Origin of the sequence: Vibrio sp. V33_P6A3T137, from assembly GCF_009904835.1 — a bacterium.
Taxonomy (GTDB): Bacteria; Pseudomonadota; Gammaproteobacteria; order Enterobacterales; family Vibrionaceae; genus Vibrio; species Vibrio metschnikovii.
This window is the reverse complement of the sequence record NZ_WXWK01000010.1, coordinates 24,285-41,363: the sequence shown is the minus strand read 5'-3', so window position 1 is coordinate 41,363 and position 17,079 is coordinate 24,285. Positions and strand designations below refer to the sequence as shown.

Below are 17,079 nucleotides of genomic sequence, written 5' to 3'. Positions count from 1 at the left end.
ATAGAACCCTCCACTCAGCCTGTTAGGGATATTGACTATAAGAGGTCGAAATGAGCAAAGAAATTAAAGCCCAAGTTGTTGTACTGGGCGCAGGTCCTGCCGGTTACTCCGCGGCTTTCCGTTGTGCGGATTTAGGTCTTGAAACCGTACTCGTTGAACGTTATAGCACCCTTGGTGGTGTTTGTTTGAATGTCGGCTGTATCCCATCAAAAGCGCTACTCCACGTTGCTAAAGTGATTGAAGAAGCGAAAGCGCTCGCTGATCACGGCATTGTATTCGGTGAACCACAAACCGATATTGATAAAGTTCGTTTATGGAAAGAAAAAGTCATTAACCAGCTAACGGGTGGTCTTGGCGGTATGGCTAAGATGCGTAAAGTAACCGTGGTGAATGGCTTTGGTAAATTTACCGGTCCGAATACGCTTGAAGTCGATGGTGAAGAAGGTAAGACACTGGTTAACTTCGATAATGCGATCGTAGCTGCCGGATCTCGTCCAATTAAATTGCCGTTTATTCCTCATGAAGATCCTCGCATTTGGGATTCAACCGATGCACTAGAGCTAAGAGAAGTTCCAGGGAAACTGCTTATTATGGGCGGTGGTATCATCGGTCTTGAGATGGCAACGGTTTACCACTCTCTCGGTTCTAAGATCGACGTTGTTGAGATGTTCGATCAAGTGATTCCTGCGGCAGATAAAGATGTTGTGAAGGTGTACACCAAACGCATTCAGAACAAATTTAACTTGATGCTCGAAACCAAAGTGACCGCTGTAGAAGCCAAAGAAGATGGTATCTACGTGTCAATGGAAGGTAAGAAAGCACCAGCAGAAGCTGAACGTTATGATGCGGTCTTAGTTGCTATCGGTCGTGTGCCAAATGGTAAACTGATGGACGCTGAAAAAGCGGGCATTGAAGTTGATGAGCGTGGCTTTATCCATGTCGATAAGCAAATGCGTACCAATGTACCGCACATTTTTGCGATTGGTGATATTGTCGGTCAGCCAATGTTGGCACACAAAGGTGTCCATGAAGGTCACGTTGCTGCTGAAGTGATCTCTGGTAAGAAACACTACTTTGATCCAAAAGTGATTCCATCTATCGCGTATACCGAGCCAGAAGTTGCTTGGGTTGGTAAGACTGAGAAAGAAGCGAAAGCGGAAGGTCTTAACTACGAAGTCGCTACTTTCCCATGGGCTGCTTCAGGTCGTGCTATTGCTTCTGATTGTGCAGACGGTATGACTAAGCTTATCTTTGATAAAGAGACTCATCGTGTGATCGGTGGTGCGATTGTCGGTACCAATGGTGGTGAACTGCTTGGTGAAATTGGTCTTGCGATTGAAATGGGTTGTGATGCAGAAGATATCGCGCTCACGATTCACGCTCACCCAACGTTGCATGAATCAGTTGGTCTTGCTGCAGAAGTGTTTGAAGGGACAATTACTGACCTGCCAAACGCGAAAGCCAAAAAGAAAAAGTAATTGATCGTTTTTGAATAATAAAAGCCGCTGAATGATTCAGCGGCTTTTTGCTATCTCTTGAAGTTAACGGGATTCGATCCTCCCGTTATTCAAGATACAGCTGACTAGATAGCTACTGCGCGATCGCCTTGATAGATACAGAGCATATTTAAATAGTTATTAACCAGTTTCTGCATATCGGCCTCATCACGCGCTCGATTGGCTTGAACGAACAGCGAGTAGCAGATGCCGTGAAACAGGGTAGCAAGATCTTCAGGGTTATGTTTGCTACATACTTCTGAGCGCTCAATCGCTTTTGAAAAGACATTTTTCACTAGCAGTTGATTGGTACGATTACTCGACATAAAGAGTGGCCATACTTCATCACGCGTAGAGGCGCTCCACTCAAACCACACTTTTAACCAGTGACAATCGTCGATAGCCAAACTCACCATACCCGACGCGATATTGTGCATATTTTGCTTTGCATGCAAATCGAGATCGATATGGTCAGTTAAGAAATTAGAGAACTCACGCACCACAAAAGTGAGAACGTCATCGACGAGATCTTCACGGGTCGGGAAGTAATTGAATACCGTGGCTACTGAGACCTGAGCAATCTCAGCAATGTCAGCATGGCCGCCACGACCAATACCTCGTTTCGCGAAGACTTCTAGCGCGATTTCCATGAGTTGCTGTTTACGTTTTTGTGGAGATAGCCTTGTTCTAGGGCGTTTCTCAATAGATGCGTCCATAGTTGTTTTCCTTGCCAATTGACTGAGTTGTTGCGTATTTAGTTACGCTAATGATTTTTTTATAATTTGTTTAAAAAACCGTATGAGTGTAATGGTGCATATGTTTCAGGTCAATACGTTGTGGGTAAAAAGTGCGCTTTGTTATGAAATGACTTGTCATTCAATGAGTTTTATTGATGGTTTAGCGAATGATGTTGATCATTCTGATATTAATAGGCGAGGGAAAACAGAGCGTTAAAGAGGATAGGTGTTTTAGTCGGGTAATTATGCGCAGTAAGGTGGTGAAAGGTTAACACCCCGCGTCGGCGATGTTATTATACCTACCGAACCAACCTGCGATAGGCTGCACACTGGTGTCGAATGTCGCTCTAACCCATGAGATAGGTATGAAACATACAGTAGAAGTGATGATTTCTGAGCACGATGTTCAGCAACGCATTCGTGAATTAGGTAAACAGATTACTGAGCATTACCAAGAGAGTGAAGATTTAGTCTTGGTTGGATTATTGCGTGGCTCATTTGTGTTTATGGCCGACTTAGCTCGTGCGATTGATAAAATTCATCACGTCGATTTTATGACAGCATCAAGTTACGGCAATAGCATGCAAAGTTCGCGTGATGTACGAATTTTGAAAGATCTGGATGATGACATCAAAGGCAAAGACGTTTTACTGGTTGAAGATATTATCGATACTGGCAATACCCTAACCAAGGTTAAGGAGTTTTTAGCGCTACGTGAGCCTAACTCCATCAATATTTGTACTCTATTAGATAAGCCTTCACGCCGTGAAGTTCATGTCGATGTCCAATGGGTTGGTTTTGAAATTCCTGATGAATTTGTGGTCGGTGTCGGTATTGATTATGCACAGAAGTACCGTCATTTGCCTTACATTGGTAAAGTCGTACCGCAAGAGTAAGATCAATCTTCACCTAAAAGTATGCCCACCATCATGTGGGCATTACCTCATCGCTTAAAGCGCATCCTAGCTATGATTTAACGACACAATAGCTGATGTTGTGGATTAAGGATCTTCTCCATCGCTTTATGATAGCTTCCGTCAACCAGTTCTTGAGAATCGCAGCGTAGACCTAAATACTCAAGCTTACCGTCTTCAATACCATAGACCATACCATGCAGCTCAACGTCTTGACCACGTAACCAAGCGGTTTGCATGATGGTGGAGTTACCTAGGTTGTAGACTTGCTCTGCGACGTTAATTTCTGCCAGTTTGTCTGAGCGATCTTTCTCTGGCATCTGCTCTAAATAGTGACGATGCTTAAAGTACAAATCGCGAATATGCAGCAGCCAGTTATTGATTAGGCCTAATTGAGGATTATCGATCGCTGCCGTCACACCGCCACAGCCGTAATGACCACAGACAATAATGTGTTTCACTTTTAGTACATCGACCGCGTATTGCACAACCGACAGACAGTTAAGATCGGTATGAATCACTTGATTGGCGACATTACGATGAACAAACAGCTCTCCGGAGTACAATCCAGTTAAGCGTTCTGCTGGGACACGGCTATCCGAGCAACCAATCCATAAAAAATCGGGGTTCTGTCCTTTGGCTAACTTTGCGAAGTATTCTGGTCGTTCGGATTTGATTGACTCTGACCAACGAGAGTTATTTTCAAAAAGCTGTTTAAGTACTGGCATCTTCGTTCCCTTTATTAACTGAGCCAACTATACACAATGTGCTTACACGATTCTCTGATAAATTAGCAGATAGATTACTCATCTGAGCAGTTTATCATAGTGGTTTTTATGCAAAATAATCTTGTCCTCTACGGCTTATTTGAGGCAATGGTAGTGATAGGGGGATATTTTATTATTTCCTAATGTAAGGGGTTGAAAAAACGTCATCTCGCCAGCACATCTAGTGATGTTGTTATCGTCATAGCCTAGAGTCTGTAATTAATATGTATGCATTAGAAATTGATCAGTTGCGTAAAACCTATCAAGGTGGGTTTGAAGCATTGAAAGGCATTAGTTTAACGGTAAAAAAAGGCGATTTTTACGCGTTACTCGGGCCAAATGGGGCAGGTAAATCGACTACTATCGGTATTATTTCTTCTCTGGTGAACAAAACCTCAGGCCAAGTTAACGTATTTGGATATGATATCGATACTCATCTTGAACAGGCTAAGCAGTATTTGGGGTTGGTCCCGCAGGAGTTTAACTTTAACCCTTTTGAAACCGTAGAGCAGATTGTTATTCAGCAAGCGGGCTATTACGGCGTACCGAAGCGCTTAGCGAAAGAGCGAGCGAAAACGTATCTCAGCCAACTGGATTTATGGGATAAGCGCAAAGAGCGTGCTCGTAATCTCTCCGGCGGCATGAAACGGCGTTTAATGATTGCTCGAGCTTTGATGCATCAGCCACAACTGCTGATTTTAGATGAGCCAACGGCAGGGGTTGATATTGAGCTGCGTCGCTCGATGTGGGAGTTTTTAAAAAAAATTAATCAGCAGGGCATTACGATTATTCTGACTACTCACTATCTGGAAGAAGCGGAAATGCTCTGTCGTAATATTGGTATTATTCATCGTGGTGAGTTGATTGAAAACACCACCATGAAGGCACTGTTGGGTAAACTGAGTGTCGAGACGTTTATTCTCGATATCGATGATGAGCAGAAAGTGCAACCGTTATCCCAAGTGATCTCTCAGCGCATGGTTGATGGATCTTTAGAAATTGAACTCGATAAAAGCCAAGGCTTAAATGCCGTTTTTCAACAGTTAACTCAACAAGGCGTTAGCGTACGTTCAATGCGTAATAAGGCCAACCGCTTAGAAGAGTTGTTTGTCACGATTGTGCGTGATTCGAATCGGGGGGATAACTAATGTACGCTATTTATTGGACGGCTTTTTGTAGTCTACTGCGCAAAGAAATTACTCGTTTTACTCGTATTTGGGTGCAAACGCTGGTGCCTCCCGTGATCACCATGAGCCTGTATTTTGTGATTTTCGGTAATTTGATCGGTTCACGCATTGGTCAGATGAATGGCTTTAGCTATATGGAATATATTGTCCCTGGTCTTATCATGATGTCGGTGATCACCAACTCTTATTCTAATGTGGCTTCGTCATTTTTTAGTGCTAAGTTTCAAAAGAATATTGAAGAGTTATTGGTTGCGCCAGTACCGAATTACGTGATCATTGCCGGTTACGTTATGGGGGGAGTGGTACGCGGTCTGTTGGTTGGTGCATTAGTGACGTTTGTTTCATTGTTTTTTGTCAACTTACAAATCGAACATTGGGGCATTATCTGTGCAACGGTTTTTCTGACATCGATTGTGTTTTCTTTAGGTGGATTAATTAACGCCGTTTTTGCGCGAACCTTTGATGATATTTCGATCATCCCGACATTTATTCTTACGCCATTGACGTATTTGGGCGGTGTTTTTTATTCAATCAGCTTATTACCGGACTTTTGGCAAGCGGTATCGAAAATTAACCCAATCGTCTATATGGTTAATGCATTCCGTTATGGTTTCTTAGGCGTTTCGGATGTTAATGTGGTGACTTCATTTAGCGTATTGGCGGTATTTATTATCGTCCTTTATTCGATTGCTCATTACTTAGTGAGTAAAGGTAAAGGATTACGCAGTTAATCACTATTATCGATGGTTATCACCGATAGGTAAGCCACGAATAAAAAGGTCAACCTTTAGCAGGTTGACCTTTTTATTTAGAGAATCGCGCTCAATATACCGAGGGCAAAGGGTTACTCTTCTTCACTGCTACTTTTAGTATCAGCATTAAGTTCAACCACTTGATTGTCGATAAGTCTCACTTTACCTAAAAAAGCCGCCATTAAAATGACTGCTTGTTTACTCTCTGCACTGATCGGTAATAGGGTTTGCGCATCGCGAATAAACAGATTATCAGGCTCAATATCGGCCGCTCGTAATTGGTCAATTGCATCTTCAATGATCGAGGGATAATCATCTCGACCACCGCGGATGGTGCTGCTTATCCAACGCATCGTGCGGGCGAGTACGGGAGCTCGTTGACGCTCATCAATGGTTAATAAGTTATTGCGCGAACTCATCGCTAAACCATCCATTTCACGTACGGTAGCGACACCGACGATCTCAATGTCTAGACATAAGTCTTGAACCATTTGTCGAATGACGGCTAACTGCTGATAATCTTTTTCGCCAAAACAGGCGATGTTAGGCTGAACAATATTAAACAGCTTATTAACGACCGTCGCGACACCACGAAAGTGACCTGGACGGGACGCTCCTTCCAGCATCTGGGAAAGCCCTGGGACTTCAACAAAGGTTTGTTTATCCAGTCCATTGGGATAAATCGTCTCGGCAGTCGGAGTAAAGACCAACTCAACGCCTTCACTATTCAACTTACTAAGATCGTCATCTAAAGTGCGTGGGTAGTTATTGAGATCGTCGGCACGTTCGAACTGCATTGGGTTGACAAAAATACTAACCACGACAACATCAGCCAATTCACGGGCTTTACGAACTAAGGTCAAATGACCTTCGTGTAAATTGCCCATGGTTGGCACAAAAGCCACTTGGCGACCATCACGCTTATACTGTTTTATCTGCTCGCGAAGAGCTGAAATATCAGCAAAAGTCTGCATGGATTACTCCTTTAGGCAATAGTATGTGCATCATCAGGAAACGCGCCGCTTAACACATCAGCCATATATTTGGCGACCGCTTGGCGCATATCTCCTGTCTCTGCGAGGAAATTTTTGGAAAATTTTGGCATATAATTGGCCGAGATACCGAACATATCGTGCATCACTAAGATCTGTCCATCGGTGCTATTACCAGCACCAATGCCAATCACCGGAACGTCAAGTAACTCGGTGATTCTTTTTGCTAAGGCCGCTGGTACACACTCTAATAAAATAATTTGTGCTCCAGCTTCTTGTAGAGCGATCGCATCTTTCACCATACGATCGGCTTTGTCTTGTTCTCGACCTTGTACTTTATAACCACCAAAAATATTGACTGATTGAGGGGTAAGCCCTAAATGAGCGCAGACTGGAACGGCGCGTTCAGTGAGCATTTTGACCGTTTCAACCAACCAGTCGCCGCCTTCAATCTTGACCATATTGGCTCCAGCACGCATCAGCTGAGCAGCATTCTCACACGCTTGCTCCGGTGTAGCGTAACTCATGAAGGGCATGTCTGCCATCAGTAGACAATTTGGACTCCCGGCTCTCACACAGCGCGTGTGATAAGCAATATCGGCAATAGTCACTGGCAGCGTATCATTTTGTCCTTGCAGTACCATACCTAGAGAGTCACCGACCAGTAACACTGGCATTTCTTGGCTTTCAAACAATTGAGCAAAGCTCGCATCGTAGGCGGTTACCGTTGGAAATTTACGGCCTTGCTGTTTCCAGTTTATCAGGTCGTTAATGGTTATTTTTTTCATAGGATGTCCTTATACTCAGGTTGGCGAGTGCCAAATACTAAGTCCATTACGATCAACCTCTGAGAGTAGATCGCTCAGCTTAGTTCCATCAGGGAGAGATAAATCAGGGGCTATTTCATCTAGGGGGTAAAGTACGAATTCACGCACTTTCATACCGTAATGAGGTACCGTTAAGCGTGGTGAATCGATGATCTCATCGCCATAGAGAAGGATATCTAAATCGAGCGTTCTTGGCCCCCAGCGTTCAGCTTTACGCTCACGTCCTTGCTCTTGTTCGATAGCTTGAGTGCAATCTAGCAGAGCTAATGGACTGAGCTGAGTATCAATTACGACAACAGCATTGATGTATTCTGGCTGATCTTGGGGCCCCATTGGCGTACTACTGTACAGCGATGAGGCAGCAATAAACTGTGATTTCGGCAACTGTTTGAGTGCCTCAATCGCTTGTTTGGCTTGTAATATGGGCTTTGCTAAATTACTGCCTACCGCAATATAAGCGATGGTCATAGCGCTGTTTTTCCCTTAGGTTTGCGCTTACGAGTGGACGGTTTACGTCGACGAGTACTCGGACCGTCACTATCCGCACTGTCTAAGTCGTTGACCATGGCTTGGCGCATATTACGTCCCGCATTTTGGAATGTTTGCCACCATTTCGCGAGTTTTTGCACGTCGCCGCCTTCAATCTCACCACGCATTTCAAGGAAATCAAATCCAGCGCGGAACTTATTGAGCTCTAATAAGCGGAAGGCGCGTTTGCCGTTACGACGAGGTAAACGCAACTGCATCTGCCAAATTTCTCGAATGGTCGTGGTATGGCGACGTGGAATCGCAATCGACTTAACGACTTGGTCGAGAATATCGTTGCTTGCTTCCATCACCGCATCGTAAAAATTAAGCGCTTTGGATGCCATTAATTGTTCAGCGATCGTGACCATTGGATACCAAAGAAACGCGGCAAACATAAAGGCCGGATTGATGCGTTTACCTTCTTCGATACGTAAATCAGTAGAGTCAAGCACCAAATCAAGCATCTGCTCGGTTTGTGATGAGTAATCTTCCGTAAAGTATTCAGCAACCTGCGGGAATAACTGTTGGAACAGGTTGTACTCACGCATCAAATGATAGGTCTCTAAACCATGACCACTTTGCAGCATTTTCAGCGATTCTTCGTACAAGCGTGCCGAAGGGATTTCTTTTAATAGTGGAGCCAGCGTTTCAATCGGGGCGGCGGTATCTTCTTCGATATCAAAATCCAATTTAACGGCGAAACGAATCGCGCGCAGCATGCGCACCGGATCTTCACGATAGCGAGTTTGTGGATCGCCGATTAAGCGGATCAACTTATCATCGAGATCTTCAATACCACCAGCATAATCATGAATACTATAGTCAGCAATGTTGTAGTACATCGCATTGACCGTGAAATCACGGCGTTCAGCATCTTCATCGATGGTGCCATACACGTTATCACGCAACAGCATGCCCGCTTCTGACTGCGCTGCGATGTGTTGATTGATCTCTTGATGATGACCGCGGAAAGTGGCGACTTCAATCACGTCACGACCAAACATGATGTGTGCTAAACGAAAGCGGCGGCCAATCAGGCGACAGTTACGAAATAGCTGACGGATCTGCTCTGGGGTCGCATTGGTGGCAATATCAAAATCTTTTGGAGTATGGTTGAGCAATAAATCACGCACACCACCTCCAACTAAATAAGCATCGAATCCCGCACCGTGTAAGCGGTACAAGACTTTTAAAGCATTTTCGCTAATCAACTGCCGAGAGATATTATGCTCTTGGCGAGTGATTACGTTGAGCTCAAGCTCTGGGTATACGCGAGGTTCGCGTGTTTCTAATTCATTATTATTCATGTGCATCTGACAATGATTGGTGTTGGCTATTCAAGCGTTGTGGTGCACCTGTTGTGGCTTAAATGGGCCGAATTGCGGCTAATAATAGCGTAGATAGCGCCGTTTGAGAATCACGGTGTGATCTTTGTCGCTTCAGGGAGCTGCGCGACTTGCCAATGTTGACTCCCCCAATGAATGATTTCGTCGAGCTGAGCATCGATAACTTCGTCCGGTATTGCAAAGCCTAAAAACTGCATCGCACGAATCAACGTCGGTTTGGGATGTTCAATATCAATCGCTGGGGCGTGATTTTGTTTAGAGAGTTTATTCCCGTTACCATCCATCGCCAATGGTAAATGTAAGTAGTGAATCGGCTTTTGTTGTAAAGTGTGATACAGGCTAATTTGTCGCCCGGTTGGCTCAATCAAATCGGCACCACGGACCACTTCAGTGACGCCTTGTGCGATATCATCAATGACCACGGCGAGATTATAAGCAAATAAGCCATCACGACGTTTGATGATAAAATCTTCTTCCGCTAATGGCTTAGGAATGGTGATGTTACCTTGTTTTAGATCGGTAAATTGATAAGTCGGATAGTCCATGCGTAGACGAATCGCACAAGGCTGGCGCGGATTGAGGAATACCCCTCGGCAAGTGCCAGTATAAAATCCACCGCTTTGCTTGATCTGTTGGCGAGTGCATTGGCAGCGATAAGCTTGCCCTGACTTAAGCCAAGCATCGATTTGGTCTTGATAGAGAGTGTGCCGCTGGCTTTGATAAACCACTTCACCATCCCATGTTAAGCCATAGGCTTCCAGTGTTTGTAAGATCGATTGTGCCGCGCCGGGCATTTCTCGTGGCGGGTCGAGATCTTCTATGCGCACCAGCCATTTCCCTTGCTGACTTTTGGCTTGAAAATAACTGCCCAACGCGGCAATCAGCGAACCAAAATGCAGTGGACCAGAAGGTGAGGGAGCAAAGCGACCGATGTAATTCATAGTGATAACAGTTAAATGTAGTAAAAAATACAGTCCGTTGAGTCTGAAATAGCTGCGGCAGAGTAACCGCGCTAGCTTGCAATAGTAAGCAAATCACCGCCAATAAAAAAGGAGCATGGTGCTCCTTTTTTATCATCAATCAGCGTTGCGACTGTGGTTAGCCCATCATCTGCTTTTCTTTGATTTCTGCCAGTGTCTTACAATCGATACACAAGTCTGCCGTTGGACGAGCTTCTAAACGGCGAATACCGATTTCAACACCGCAAGATTCACAGAAGCCGAAATCGTCTTCTTTGATCTTATCGAGCGTCTTTTCAATTTTTTTGATCAAGCGACGTTCACGATCACGGTTACGCAGTTCTAGGCTGAATTCTTCTTCCTGAGACGCGCGATCCACGGGATCGGGAAAGTTTGCTGCTTCATCCTGCATATGGTGAACGGTGCGACTGACTTCTTCCCTAAGCTGGTTACGCCAAGCTTCTAAAATTTTAGTAAAATGAGCGATCTGATCCGGCGACATATACTCTTCACCGGGTTTGGTCTGATACGGCTCAACACCTGCAATGGCTAGGGTGCCTAGCGTTTTCTTTTTGGATTCTGGCATACAGCATCTCCTACTAACACCTAGTCAACTGCGAGAGCAGTTAATTTGAGGCGGGTATCTATAGCAAAAAGAAGGGGCCGAGGCAAATACTCAATCGTAAACTTATCGTCAATGTGAAGGTGTCATCATTTTTTACTGTGAAGGCACAAACTCGATTGGCGATACTAATTGGATTTCTCGTGGTGAAAGTTGCGCTTTATAGCACAGTACTTCGACACCGGCTTCTTGAGCCATGGTTAACAATTGTGAATAGTTCGCGTCAATATGGTGAGCGATAGAGACTTTTTCAATCCCTGAATGCAAAACAGTGAATAAAAGTACAGCTCTACTCCCATTTTTGGCCATTTCGGTCAGTTCACGTAAGTGTTTTTGTCCTCGTAAGGTTACCGCGTCTGGGAAATAACCTTGACCGACAGATGGCTTTCCTACGTGATGATTGAGAGAAGGATCATCAAGTAAGGTGACACTTTTCACTTCTACATAACAGTTTGGCAAATCTGGACCACTAAGCAAGAGATCAATTCGGCTATTTTCTTGGCCATATTTTACTTCGCTCTGTCGCTGAGGGTAGCCTTGTAGCTCCTTAATCGTCCCATTTTCAATCGCTTCCAATGCCAATTGATTGGCTCGTAAGGTATTCACCACAATCTGTTGAGAGGAGAGGGTTTCGGTGAGTTCCCAACTGTGTGGATATTTACGCTTAGGATTGTCGGAGGTGGAATACCATACTCGGCTACCGGGTTGAGCACAGCCGATCATTGCTCCTGTGTTGGCACAGTGAATAGTCATGATTGAGCCATCGTCTAATTGGACATCGGCTAAAAAACGTTTGTAGCGTTTAATTAAGATGGCGCTGTGTAGCTCAGGGATAAATTGCATCCGATAACCAGTTTGATAAGGGAAAGGCTTATTTTATACGTTAAAAACAATCTAAAGGCACGTTGAGTGATTCGGATTGACCATCAATCATGCTTATCGCGTCTGGCTTTTTACTGTTTGTAAAAGGTTTACTTTCGGGACACAACATAATGTACTGAAAGTAAGTTAGTTGGGTTTCACTACTGTTTTTATGTACAATACTGCGTTGCTTTTTGAGAAGGACGCTATTTTGTCAGCTTTACCTATCGATGCGGTTATTCCTGAATTACTTCGTGCTATCCAACAGCAAAATCAAGTGATCCTTAAAGCGCCTCCAGGAGCAGGGAAATCGACCCGTTTTCCGTTACAACTTTTGCAGGCTAATCTGATCGACGGCAAGATTATTATGCTGGAGCCGCGTAGGCTAGCCGCGCGTAATATTGCCTATTATTTAGCACAGCAATTGGGTGAGTCGGTTGGCCAAACGGTGGGTTATCGAGTGCGTGGTGAGAATCAGGTTAGTGCACAGACTCGCTTAGAAGTCGTCACTGAAGGGATCATGACGCGGATGATTCAGCACGATCCAGAGTTAAGTGGTGTCGATTTAGTGATCTTTGATGAATTTCACGAACGCAGTCTCCACGCGGATACCGCCTTAGCGTTCAGTTTGGAAGTGCAAATGGCATTGCGTGATGACTTGAAAATTGTTGTTATGTCAGCAACTTTAGACAGCTCTGCATTACAAACGCTATTGCCTCGCGCTGGTTACCTTGAATCACAAGGACGCAGTTATCCCGTCACTGTTGACTATCGTCCGCTATCGGCCAATCAAACTTGGCAGGCGGTGATGGAGCAGCAGATCCGTGGCTTACTCACCCAGCACAGCGGATCGTTACTGGCATTTTTACCCAGTGCGGCCAGTATTGCTCAGTTACAACAGCGGCTCAGCGACTTGCCCAGCGAGATTAGCGTGCATGGCTTATTTGGTCAGATGCCTTTTGAGCAGCAACAACAAGCGCTGCTTCCTGCCAAGAGTGGTCAACGTAAAGTGGTATTAGCGACCAATATTGCCGAGACCTCATTAACCATTGAGGGCATTCGCTTAGTGGTTGATTCAGGGCTTGAGCGGCGAGCTCGTTTTGATTTGAAAACGGGTATTACTCGCCTAGAACAGGTCAGAATTAGTCAGTCTTCGGCTCAGCAAAGAGCCGGGCGTGCGGGGCGTTTAGAGCCTGGTTTGTGCGTGCGACTGTACAGTGAAGCGCAGTTGAAGCAGCAGCCATCCACACCACCACCAGAAATTTTACACAGTGATTTAGCCTCGCTGGCTTTAGAACTTGCCCAATGGGGAGCGCAATCAGCCAGTGATTTATTATGGTTGGATATGCCTCCTCCATCGGCGCTTGAGCAAGCTCAAGCGTTGTTGGCTGATTTACAATTACTGGATACGCGGGGGCAACTGACTAGCGCGGGAAAACAAGCCCATCAATTAGGTGTTGAGCCTCGACTAGCAGCCATGCTCATTTGGGCGGCAACTCAAAGCCCCGCTTATTTATCGACGGCTGTGGCATTAACGGCCTTATTGGAGGAGCCTGAACGGCAAGTATTGGATATTCAGCACAGTCTGCATCGTTGGCAACAGCGGTTACACCGCCAATCTTCCCGATTGGATCAGCGAGCGAGCTCATTAGCGAGTCTATTAAGCACTCGTTTTTGTCTTTCAGATGTGGATGAACGATTGCTGGCCAGTGTTGCCTATTTTGCGTTTCCTGATCGTTTAGCCCAGCAACGGGGGCGTCATGGGCAATATGTTTTAGCTAATGGTCATGGTGCCTTTACCTTTGATGATCATCCTCTTGCCAGTAGTCAATATTTGCTTGCGCTGGATTTGTTGCGTGGCCAGCAGCAAGCAAGTCAAATTTTTACGGCTCTGCAGGTTGATATTCAATCATTAGTTACCGATCACTGTGAGCGTCTTATCGAGCAGGAGTGGGTTGATTGGGATGATAAATCCCAGCGCTTTGTTGCGGAAAAGCAACAGCGATTCGGTAAGTTACTGATTGCTCGGCAAGTGCTTCCTGCCCCTGAATCTGAAAAAATCACCGAGGCTTTACTTAATTTTGTCCAGCGCCAAGGGCTTTCGGTATTACATTGGGATAGTACTAGCCAAGAATGGCTTGCGCGGGTGCGCTGCGCTTGCCAATGGCTGCCGGAAGAGGCATGGCCTGATATGAGCGATGAAGGGTTATTGAATCATCTGGCAGATTGGTTAGCGCCTTATCTCATCGGTATTCGTTCTGGAAAGGCTTTGCAGCAAGTGCCGATTATTGAAGCTCTGAATGCCTATTTAGCTTGGCCATTGAATCAGCAATTAGACGAATGGTTACCCACTCATCATCTTTTGCCAACGGGTACACGAAAAAAAATTCGTTATCAAGTTGGGTATGATCCGGTGTTGTCGGTGAGAATGCAGGAAGTCTTTGGTGAAAAAAGCTCGCCGTTAATAGCGAAAGGACGGGTAGCCGTGGTAATGGAGTTGTTATCCCCCGCGCAACGCCCTCTACAGATCACCCGTGATTTAGCCAGTTTTTGGCAGGGCGCTTACCGCGATGTACAAAAAGAGATGAAAGGGCGATACCCAAAACATATTTGGCCGGATGATCCGGCTAACCATAGTGCGACGACAAAAACGAAACGACATCTAAACTCATGACCAATAAAAAAACTCCGCTTAAACGGCCAGCTTCGAAAAAAGTCGAGCCTACCAATAAAGCATCGAAAAAAACGGCTGCCAAAAGCCATTCTTCTTCAACGGCTCAACGGGCAACTTCTCCTTGGTGGCGACGATTGTGGGGTGTCGCTTGGAAGTGTGCACTCGCTTTATTGGCCGTGTTACTGTTTGCTGGGCTGTATCTAGATAGTGTGGTCAAACAGCGCTTTGAAGGCCAATTGTTTGATTTGCCTACCGTGATGTATGCCCGAGTATTGACTCTGCAACCGGGCGATAGCATTACCTTAGCCGAGGTGCGTAATGAATTGGATATCTTAAATTATCGCAAAGTGAGTCAACCTCGTTTGGCTGGTGAGTATTCGTCTTCGGCGACGCGTATTGAGTTAATTCGTCGTCCCTTTGAATTCGCTGATGGACCAGAGGCGGATCGGCACGTGATGCTGACGTTTGATCAAAACGGTTTACAACAGATCCAATCTTTAGAAGCGCGCCAAGGTCAGCTCGGTTTTTTTCGTTTAGATCCGAAAATGCTCGGCATGTTAGAACGTAATGCGTTAGAGCAACGTTTATTCCTACGTCGTGAACAGTTTCCCGAAGTGATGGTTGATGCCTTGCTTGCCACGGAGGATCGCTATTTTTATCAGCATGACGGTATCTCTCCGTGGTCGATTGCACGTGCGATGCTTGCCAACCTTAAAGCGGGAAGAACGGTGCAGGGCGGCAGCACCTTAACTCAGCAGCTAGCGAAAAATATCTTTTTATCCAGTGACCGCACCTTATGGCGAAAAGTTCGTGAAGCCTATTTAGCGCTGATCATTGATTATCGCTACAGTAAAGACCGGATCCTTGAGGCTTACCTCAACGAAGTGTACCTTGGACAAAATGGTCGCGAAGCGATTCATGGTTTTGGATTAGCGTCGCGGTTGTATTTTGGTCAGCCTCTGCAAGAGTTACGCATTGATCAACTGGCTTTATTGGTCGGTATGGTTAAAGGGCCGTCTTTTTATCATCCAGTACGTTTTCCTGAGCGCGCGCGTGAACGACGTGATCTGGTACTGAAATTAATGATGGATCAAAACATTCTCACCGCTCAACAATATCAACAAGCGATAGCCAGGCCATTGGATGTGCAGCCACAACCAAGAATCGCCAGTCGGCAACCCGCTTATTTCCAGCAAGTTTCGATTGAATTAAGATCGCAATTGGCAGAACGTTTTCAAGCGGATCAAGGGTTGCGAGTGTTTACTTCGCTTGATCCGGTATCGCAAGCCAAGCTGGAGCAAGCCATTGCCGAGCAAGTACCAGTATTAGCCAAGCAAGCAGGTAATGAATTAGAGGCTGCGGCGATTGCTGTCGATCGGACCAGTGGTGAAATTCGTGCCATGGTCGGAGGTAAGCGCACGGGTTATGATGGTTTTAACCGCGCCCTTAATGCCAGTCGTCCGATTGGCTCATTAGTCAAACCAGCCGTGTACTTAACCGCGCTCGCGCAGCCTGAACGTTACCATTTGGCTACCACCTTAATTGATAAGCCAATCAGCCTAAAAGGCAGTGAGGGCAGTGTTTGGACACCGCGCAATTTTGATCGTCAATACCGAGGCGATGTGCCTTTGTATCAAGCGTTAGCCAAATCATTCAATGTGCCGACGGTGCAACTGGGTATGGCATTAGGCATTGATAACGTCTCAAAAACCTTGCAGCAATTGGGTGTCGATGGCCAAGAGATTCGTCCTGTACCAGCCATGTTACTAGGGGCATTTTCACTCACACCTTATCAGGTGGCGCAAATGTATCAAACCGTGACCAATTCCGGTAGAAAAGCGCCACTCTCTGCGCTACGTTCAGTGGTTGATTTACAAGGCAATGTGCTTTATCAATCGATCCCTAAGGTCTCGCAAGTCGTCGATGAACAAGCCGCATGGTTGACCACTTACGCCATGAAACAAGGCGTTCAGCAAGGTACGGGGCGATACCTCACGAATCAGTTTGCTTGGGCGGCATTAGCAGGAAAAACGGGCACCAGTAGTGATCGGCGTGATAGTTGGTTTGTCGGTGTTGATGGCCGTGAAGTGACCACCATTTGGCTTGGACGCGATGATAACCAACCGACACAATTAACCGGAGCGAGTGGTGCACTGCGCGTCTATGCCGAATATTTACGTCAGCGCATGCCTGAAGTCTTATCATTACCGTGGCCAAATGGGATTACGATGATGGGCTTTAAACCTACCGCCTCTGGCGCCTTACAAGTTGATTGCGGCAGTGAATTTACCTTGCCAGTTTGGGATCGAACCGGTGAAATGAAGAAACAGTGTGAGAACCGCCCCCAAGAGTGGTTAAAAAATCTCTTTCGGTGGTAATCTATAATCTCGCTTATTTATAGTGGCTTGATTTTTAAG

At 45.6% G+C, this 17,079-nt stretch carries 15 protein-coding genes; 6 read left to right on the top strand and 9 right to left on the bottom strand.

The window, feature by feature from the left end; translation table 11 throughout:
• The first annotated feature begins 50 nt into the window (after positions 1-50).
• Positions 51-1,478 carry a dihydrolipoyl dehydrogenase gene (gene lpdA / locus CAG60_RS00900; protein WP_004394244.1) on the top strand — a complete coding sequence of 476 codons (1,428 nt, stop codon included), beginning with the start codon at positions 51-53 and terminating at the stop codon, positions 1,476-1,478.
• Between the two features lie 104 nt (positions 1,479-1,582).
• Here lpdA and CAG60_RS00895 read toward each other — a convergent pair whose 3' ends face one another.
• The gene (locus tag CAG60_RS00895) at positions 1,583-2,212 is read right to left on the bottom strand and encodes a LuxR/HapR/OpaR family quorum-sensing transcriptional regulator (protein ID WP_110167828.1); all 630 of its coding nucleotides are present in this window, start codon (positions 2,210-2,212) and stop codon (positions 1,583-1,585) included.
• A gap of 386 nt (positions 2,213-2,598) precedes the next feature.
• On the opposite strand from CAG60_RS00895, the gene hpt reads away from it, so the two are divergent.
• Positions 2,599-3,129: a hypoxanthine phosphoribosyltransferase gene (hpt, locus tag CAG60_RS00890; RefSeq protein WP_004394241.1), complete on the top strand. Its 531-nt coding sequence runs from the start codon at positions 2,599-2,601 to the stop codon at positions 3,127-3,129.
• Between the two features lie 77 nt (positions 3,130-3,206).
• On the opposite strand, the gene can is transcribed toward hpt, so the two are convergent.
• Positions 3,207-3,875, bottom strand: coding sequence for a carbonate dehydratase (gene can, locus CAG60_RS00885; protein WP_004394240.1), 669 nt, complete (start codon positions 3,873-3,875; stop codon positions 3,207-3,209).
• 263 nt (positions 3,876-4,138) lie between these two features.
• Here can and CAG60_RS00880 point away from each other — a divergent pair, with 263 nt between their 5' ends.
• Both CAG60_RS00880 and CAG60_RS00875 read left to right on the top strand, forming a co-directional pair.
• Entirely contained in the window at positions 4,139-5,062 is a 924-nt protein-coding gene (locus CAG60_RS00880) for an ABC transporter ATP-binding protein (protein ID WP_154170172.1), read from the top strand.
• A complete protein-coding gene (locus tag CAG60_RS00875; RefSeq protein ID WP_004394238.1) occupies positions 5,062-5,832 on the top strand; it encodes an ABC transporter permease in 771 nt (256 codons plus the stop codon). Before CAG60_RS00880 ends, CAG60_RS00875 begins: the two co-directional genes overlap by 1 nt.
• 113 nt (positions 5,833-5,945) lie before the next feature.
• On the opposite strand, the gene panC is transcribed toward CAG60_RS00875, so the two are convergent.
• The 7 genes from panC to sfsA all read right to left on the bottom strand — a co-directional run bounded on the left by panC (position 5,946) and on the right by sfsA (position 11,970).
• The gene (gene panC, locus CAG60_RS00870; RefSeq protein ID WP_154170174.1) at positions 5,946-6,827 is read right to left on the bottom strand and encodes a pantoate--beta-alanine ligase; all 882 of its coding nucleotides are present in this window, start codon (positions 6,825-6,827) and stop codon (positions 5,946-5,948) included.
• 11 nt (positions 6,828-6,838) lie between these two features.
• The gene (gene panB, locus CAG60_RS00865; protein WP_040903811.1) at positions 6,839-7,633 is read right to left on the bottom strand and encodes a 3-methyl-2-oxobutanoate hydroxymethyltransferase; all 795 of its coding nucleotides are present in this window, start codon (positions 7,631-7,633) and stop codon (positions 6,839-6,841) included.
• 15 nt (positions 7,634-7,648) lie between these two features.
• A complete protein-coding gene (gene folK / locus CAG60_RS00860; protein WP_158138875.1) occupies positions 7,649-8,140 on the bottom strand; it encodes a 2-amino-4-hydroxy-6-hydroxymethyldihydropteridine diphosphokinase in 492 nt (163 codons plus the stop codon).
• Positions 8,137-9,507 carry a polynucleotide adenylyltransferase PcnB gene (gene pcnB / locus CAG60_RS00855; RefSeq protein WP_161438050.1) on the bottom strand — a complete coding sequence of 457 codons (1,371 nt, stop codon included), beginning with the start codon at positions 9,505-9,507 and terminating at the stop codon, positions 8,137-8,139. The genes folK and pcnB overlap by 4 nt, the downstream gene beginning before the upstream one ends.
• 110 nt (positions 9,508-9,617) lie before the next feature.
• Complete coding sequence (gene gluQRS, locus CAG60_RS00850) at positions 9,618-10,487, bottom strand: tRNA glutamyl-Q(34) synthetase GluQRS (RefSeq protein WP_158138874.1); 870 nt, start codon at positions 10,485-10,487, stop codon at positions 9,618-9,620.
• Between the two features lie 157 nt (positions 10,488-10,644).
• Positions 10,645-11,091: an RNA polymerase-binding protein DksA gene (dksA, locus tag CAG60_RS00845; protein WP_072671411.1), complete on the bottom strand. Its 447-nt coding sequence runs from the start codon at positions 11,089-11,091 to the stop codon at positions 10,645-10,647.
• A gap of 132 nt (positions 11,092-11,223) precedes the next feature.
• A complete protein-coding gene (gene sfsA, locus CAG60_RS00840) occupies positions 11,224-11,970 on the bottom strand; it encodes a DNA/RNA nuclease SfsA (RefSeq protein WP_161438049.1) in 747 nt (248 codons plus the stop codon).
• A 229-nt stretch (positions 11,971-12,199) separates the two neighbouring features.
• Here sfsA and hrpB point away from each other — a divergent pair, with 229 nt between their 5' ends.
• Positions 12,200-14,662 carry an ATP-dependent helicase HrpB gene (gene hrpB / locus CAG60_RS00835; RefSeq protein ID WP_161438048.1) on the top strand — a complete coding sequence of 821 codons (2,463 nt, stop codon included), beginning with the start codon at positions 12,200-12,202 and terminating at the stop codon, positions 14,660-14,662.
• Positions 14,659-17,040 (top strand): penicillin-binding protein 1B, encoded by a 2,382-nt coding sequence (gene mrcB, locus CAG60_RS00830; protein WP_161438047.1) that lies wholly within the window; start codon positions 14,659-14,661, stop codon positions 17,038-17,040. The genes hrpB and mrcB overlap by 4 nt, the downstream gene beginning before the upstream one ends.
• Positions 17,041-17,079 lie beyond the last annotated feature (39 nt).

Coding starts and splice junctions, on each gene's coding strand:
- lpdA (WP_004394244.1), top strand. CDS start 51: ATGAGCAAAGAAATTAAAGCCCAAGTTGTTGTACTGGGCGCAGGTCCT.
- CAG60_RS00895 (WP_110167828.1), bottom strand. CDS start 2,212: ATGGACGCATCTATTGAGAAACGCCCTAGAACAAGGCTATCTCCACAA.
- hpt (WP_004394241.1), top strand. CDS start 2,599: ATGAAACATACAGTAGAAGTGATGATTTCTGAGCACGATGTTCAGCAA.
- can (WP_004394240.1), bottom strand. CDS start 3,875: ATGCCAGTACTTAAACAGCTTTTTGAAAATAACTCTCGTTGGTCAGAG.
- CAG60_RS00880 (WP_154170172.1), top strand. CDS start 4,139: ATGTATGCATTAGAAATTGATCAGTTGCGTAAAACCTATCAAGGTGGG.
- CAG60_RS00875 (WP_004394238.1), top strand. CDS start 5,062: ATGTACGCTATTTATTGGACGGCTTTTTGTAGTCTACTGCGCAAAGAA.
- panC (WP_154170174.1), bottom strand. CDS start 6,827: ATGCAGACTTTTGCTGATATTTCAGCTCTTCGCGAGCAGATAAAACAG.
- panB (WP_040903811.1), bottom strand. CDS start 7,633: ATGAAAAAAATAACCATTAACGACCTGATAAACTGGAAACAGCAAGGC.
- folK (WP_158138875.1), bottom strand. CDS start 8,140: ATGACCATCGCTTATATTGCGGTAGGCAGTAATTTAGCAAAGCCCATA.
- pcnB (WP_161438050.1), bottom strand. CDS start 9,507: ATGAATAATAATGAATTAGAAACACGCGAACCTCGCGTATACCCAGAG.
- gluQRS (WP_158138874.1), bottom strand. CDS start 10,487: ATGAATTACATCGGTCGCTTTGCTCCCTCACCTTCTGGTCCACTGCAT.
- dksA (WP_072671411.1), bottom strand. CDS start 11,091: ATGCCAGAATCCAAAAAGAAAACGCTAGGCACCCTAGCCATTGCAGGT.
- sfsA (WP_161438049.1), bottom strand. CDS start 11,970: ATGCAATTTATCCCTGAGCTACACAGCGCCATCTTAATTAAACGCTAC.
- mrcB (WP_161438047.1), top strand. CDS start 14,659: ATGACCAATAAAAAAACTCCGCTTAAACGGCCAGCTTCGAAAAAAGTC.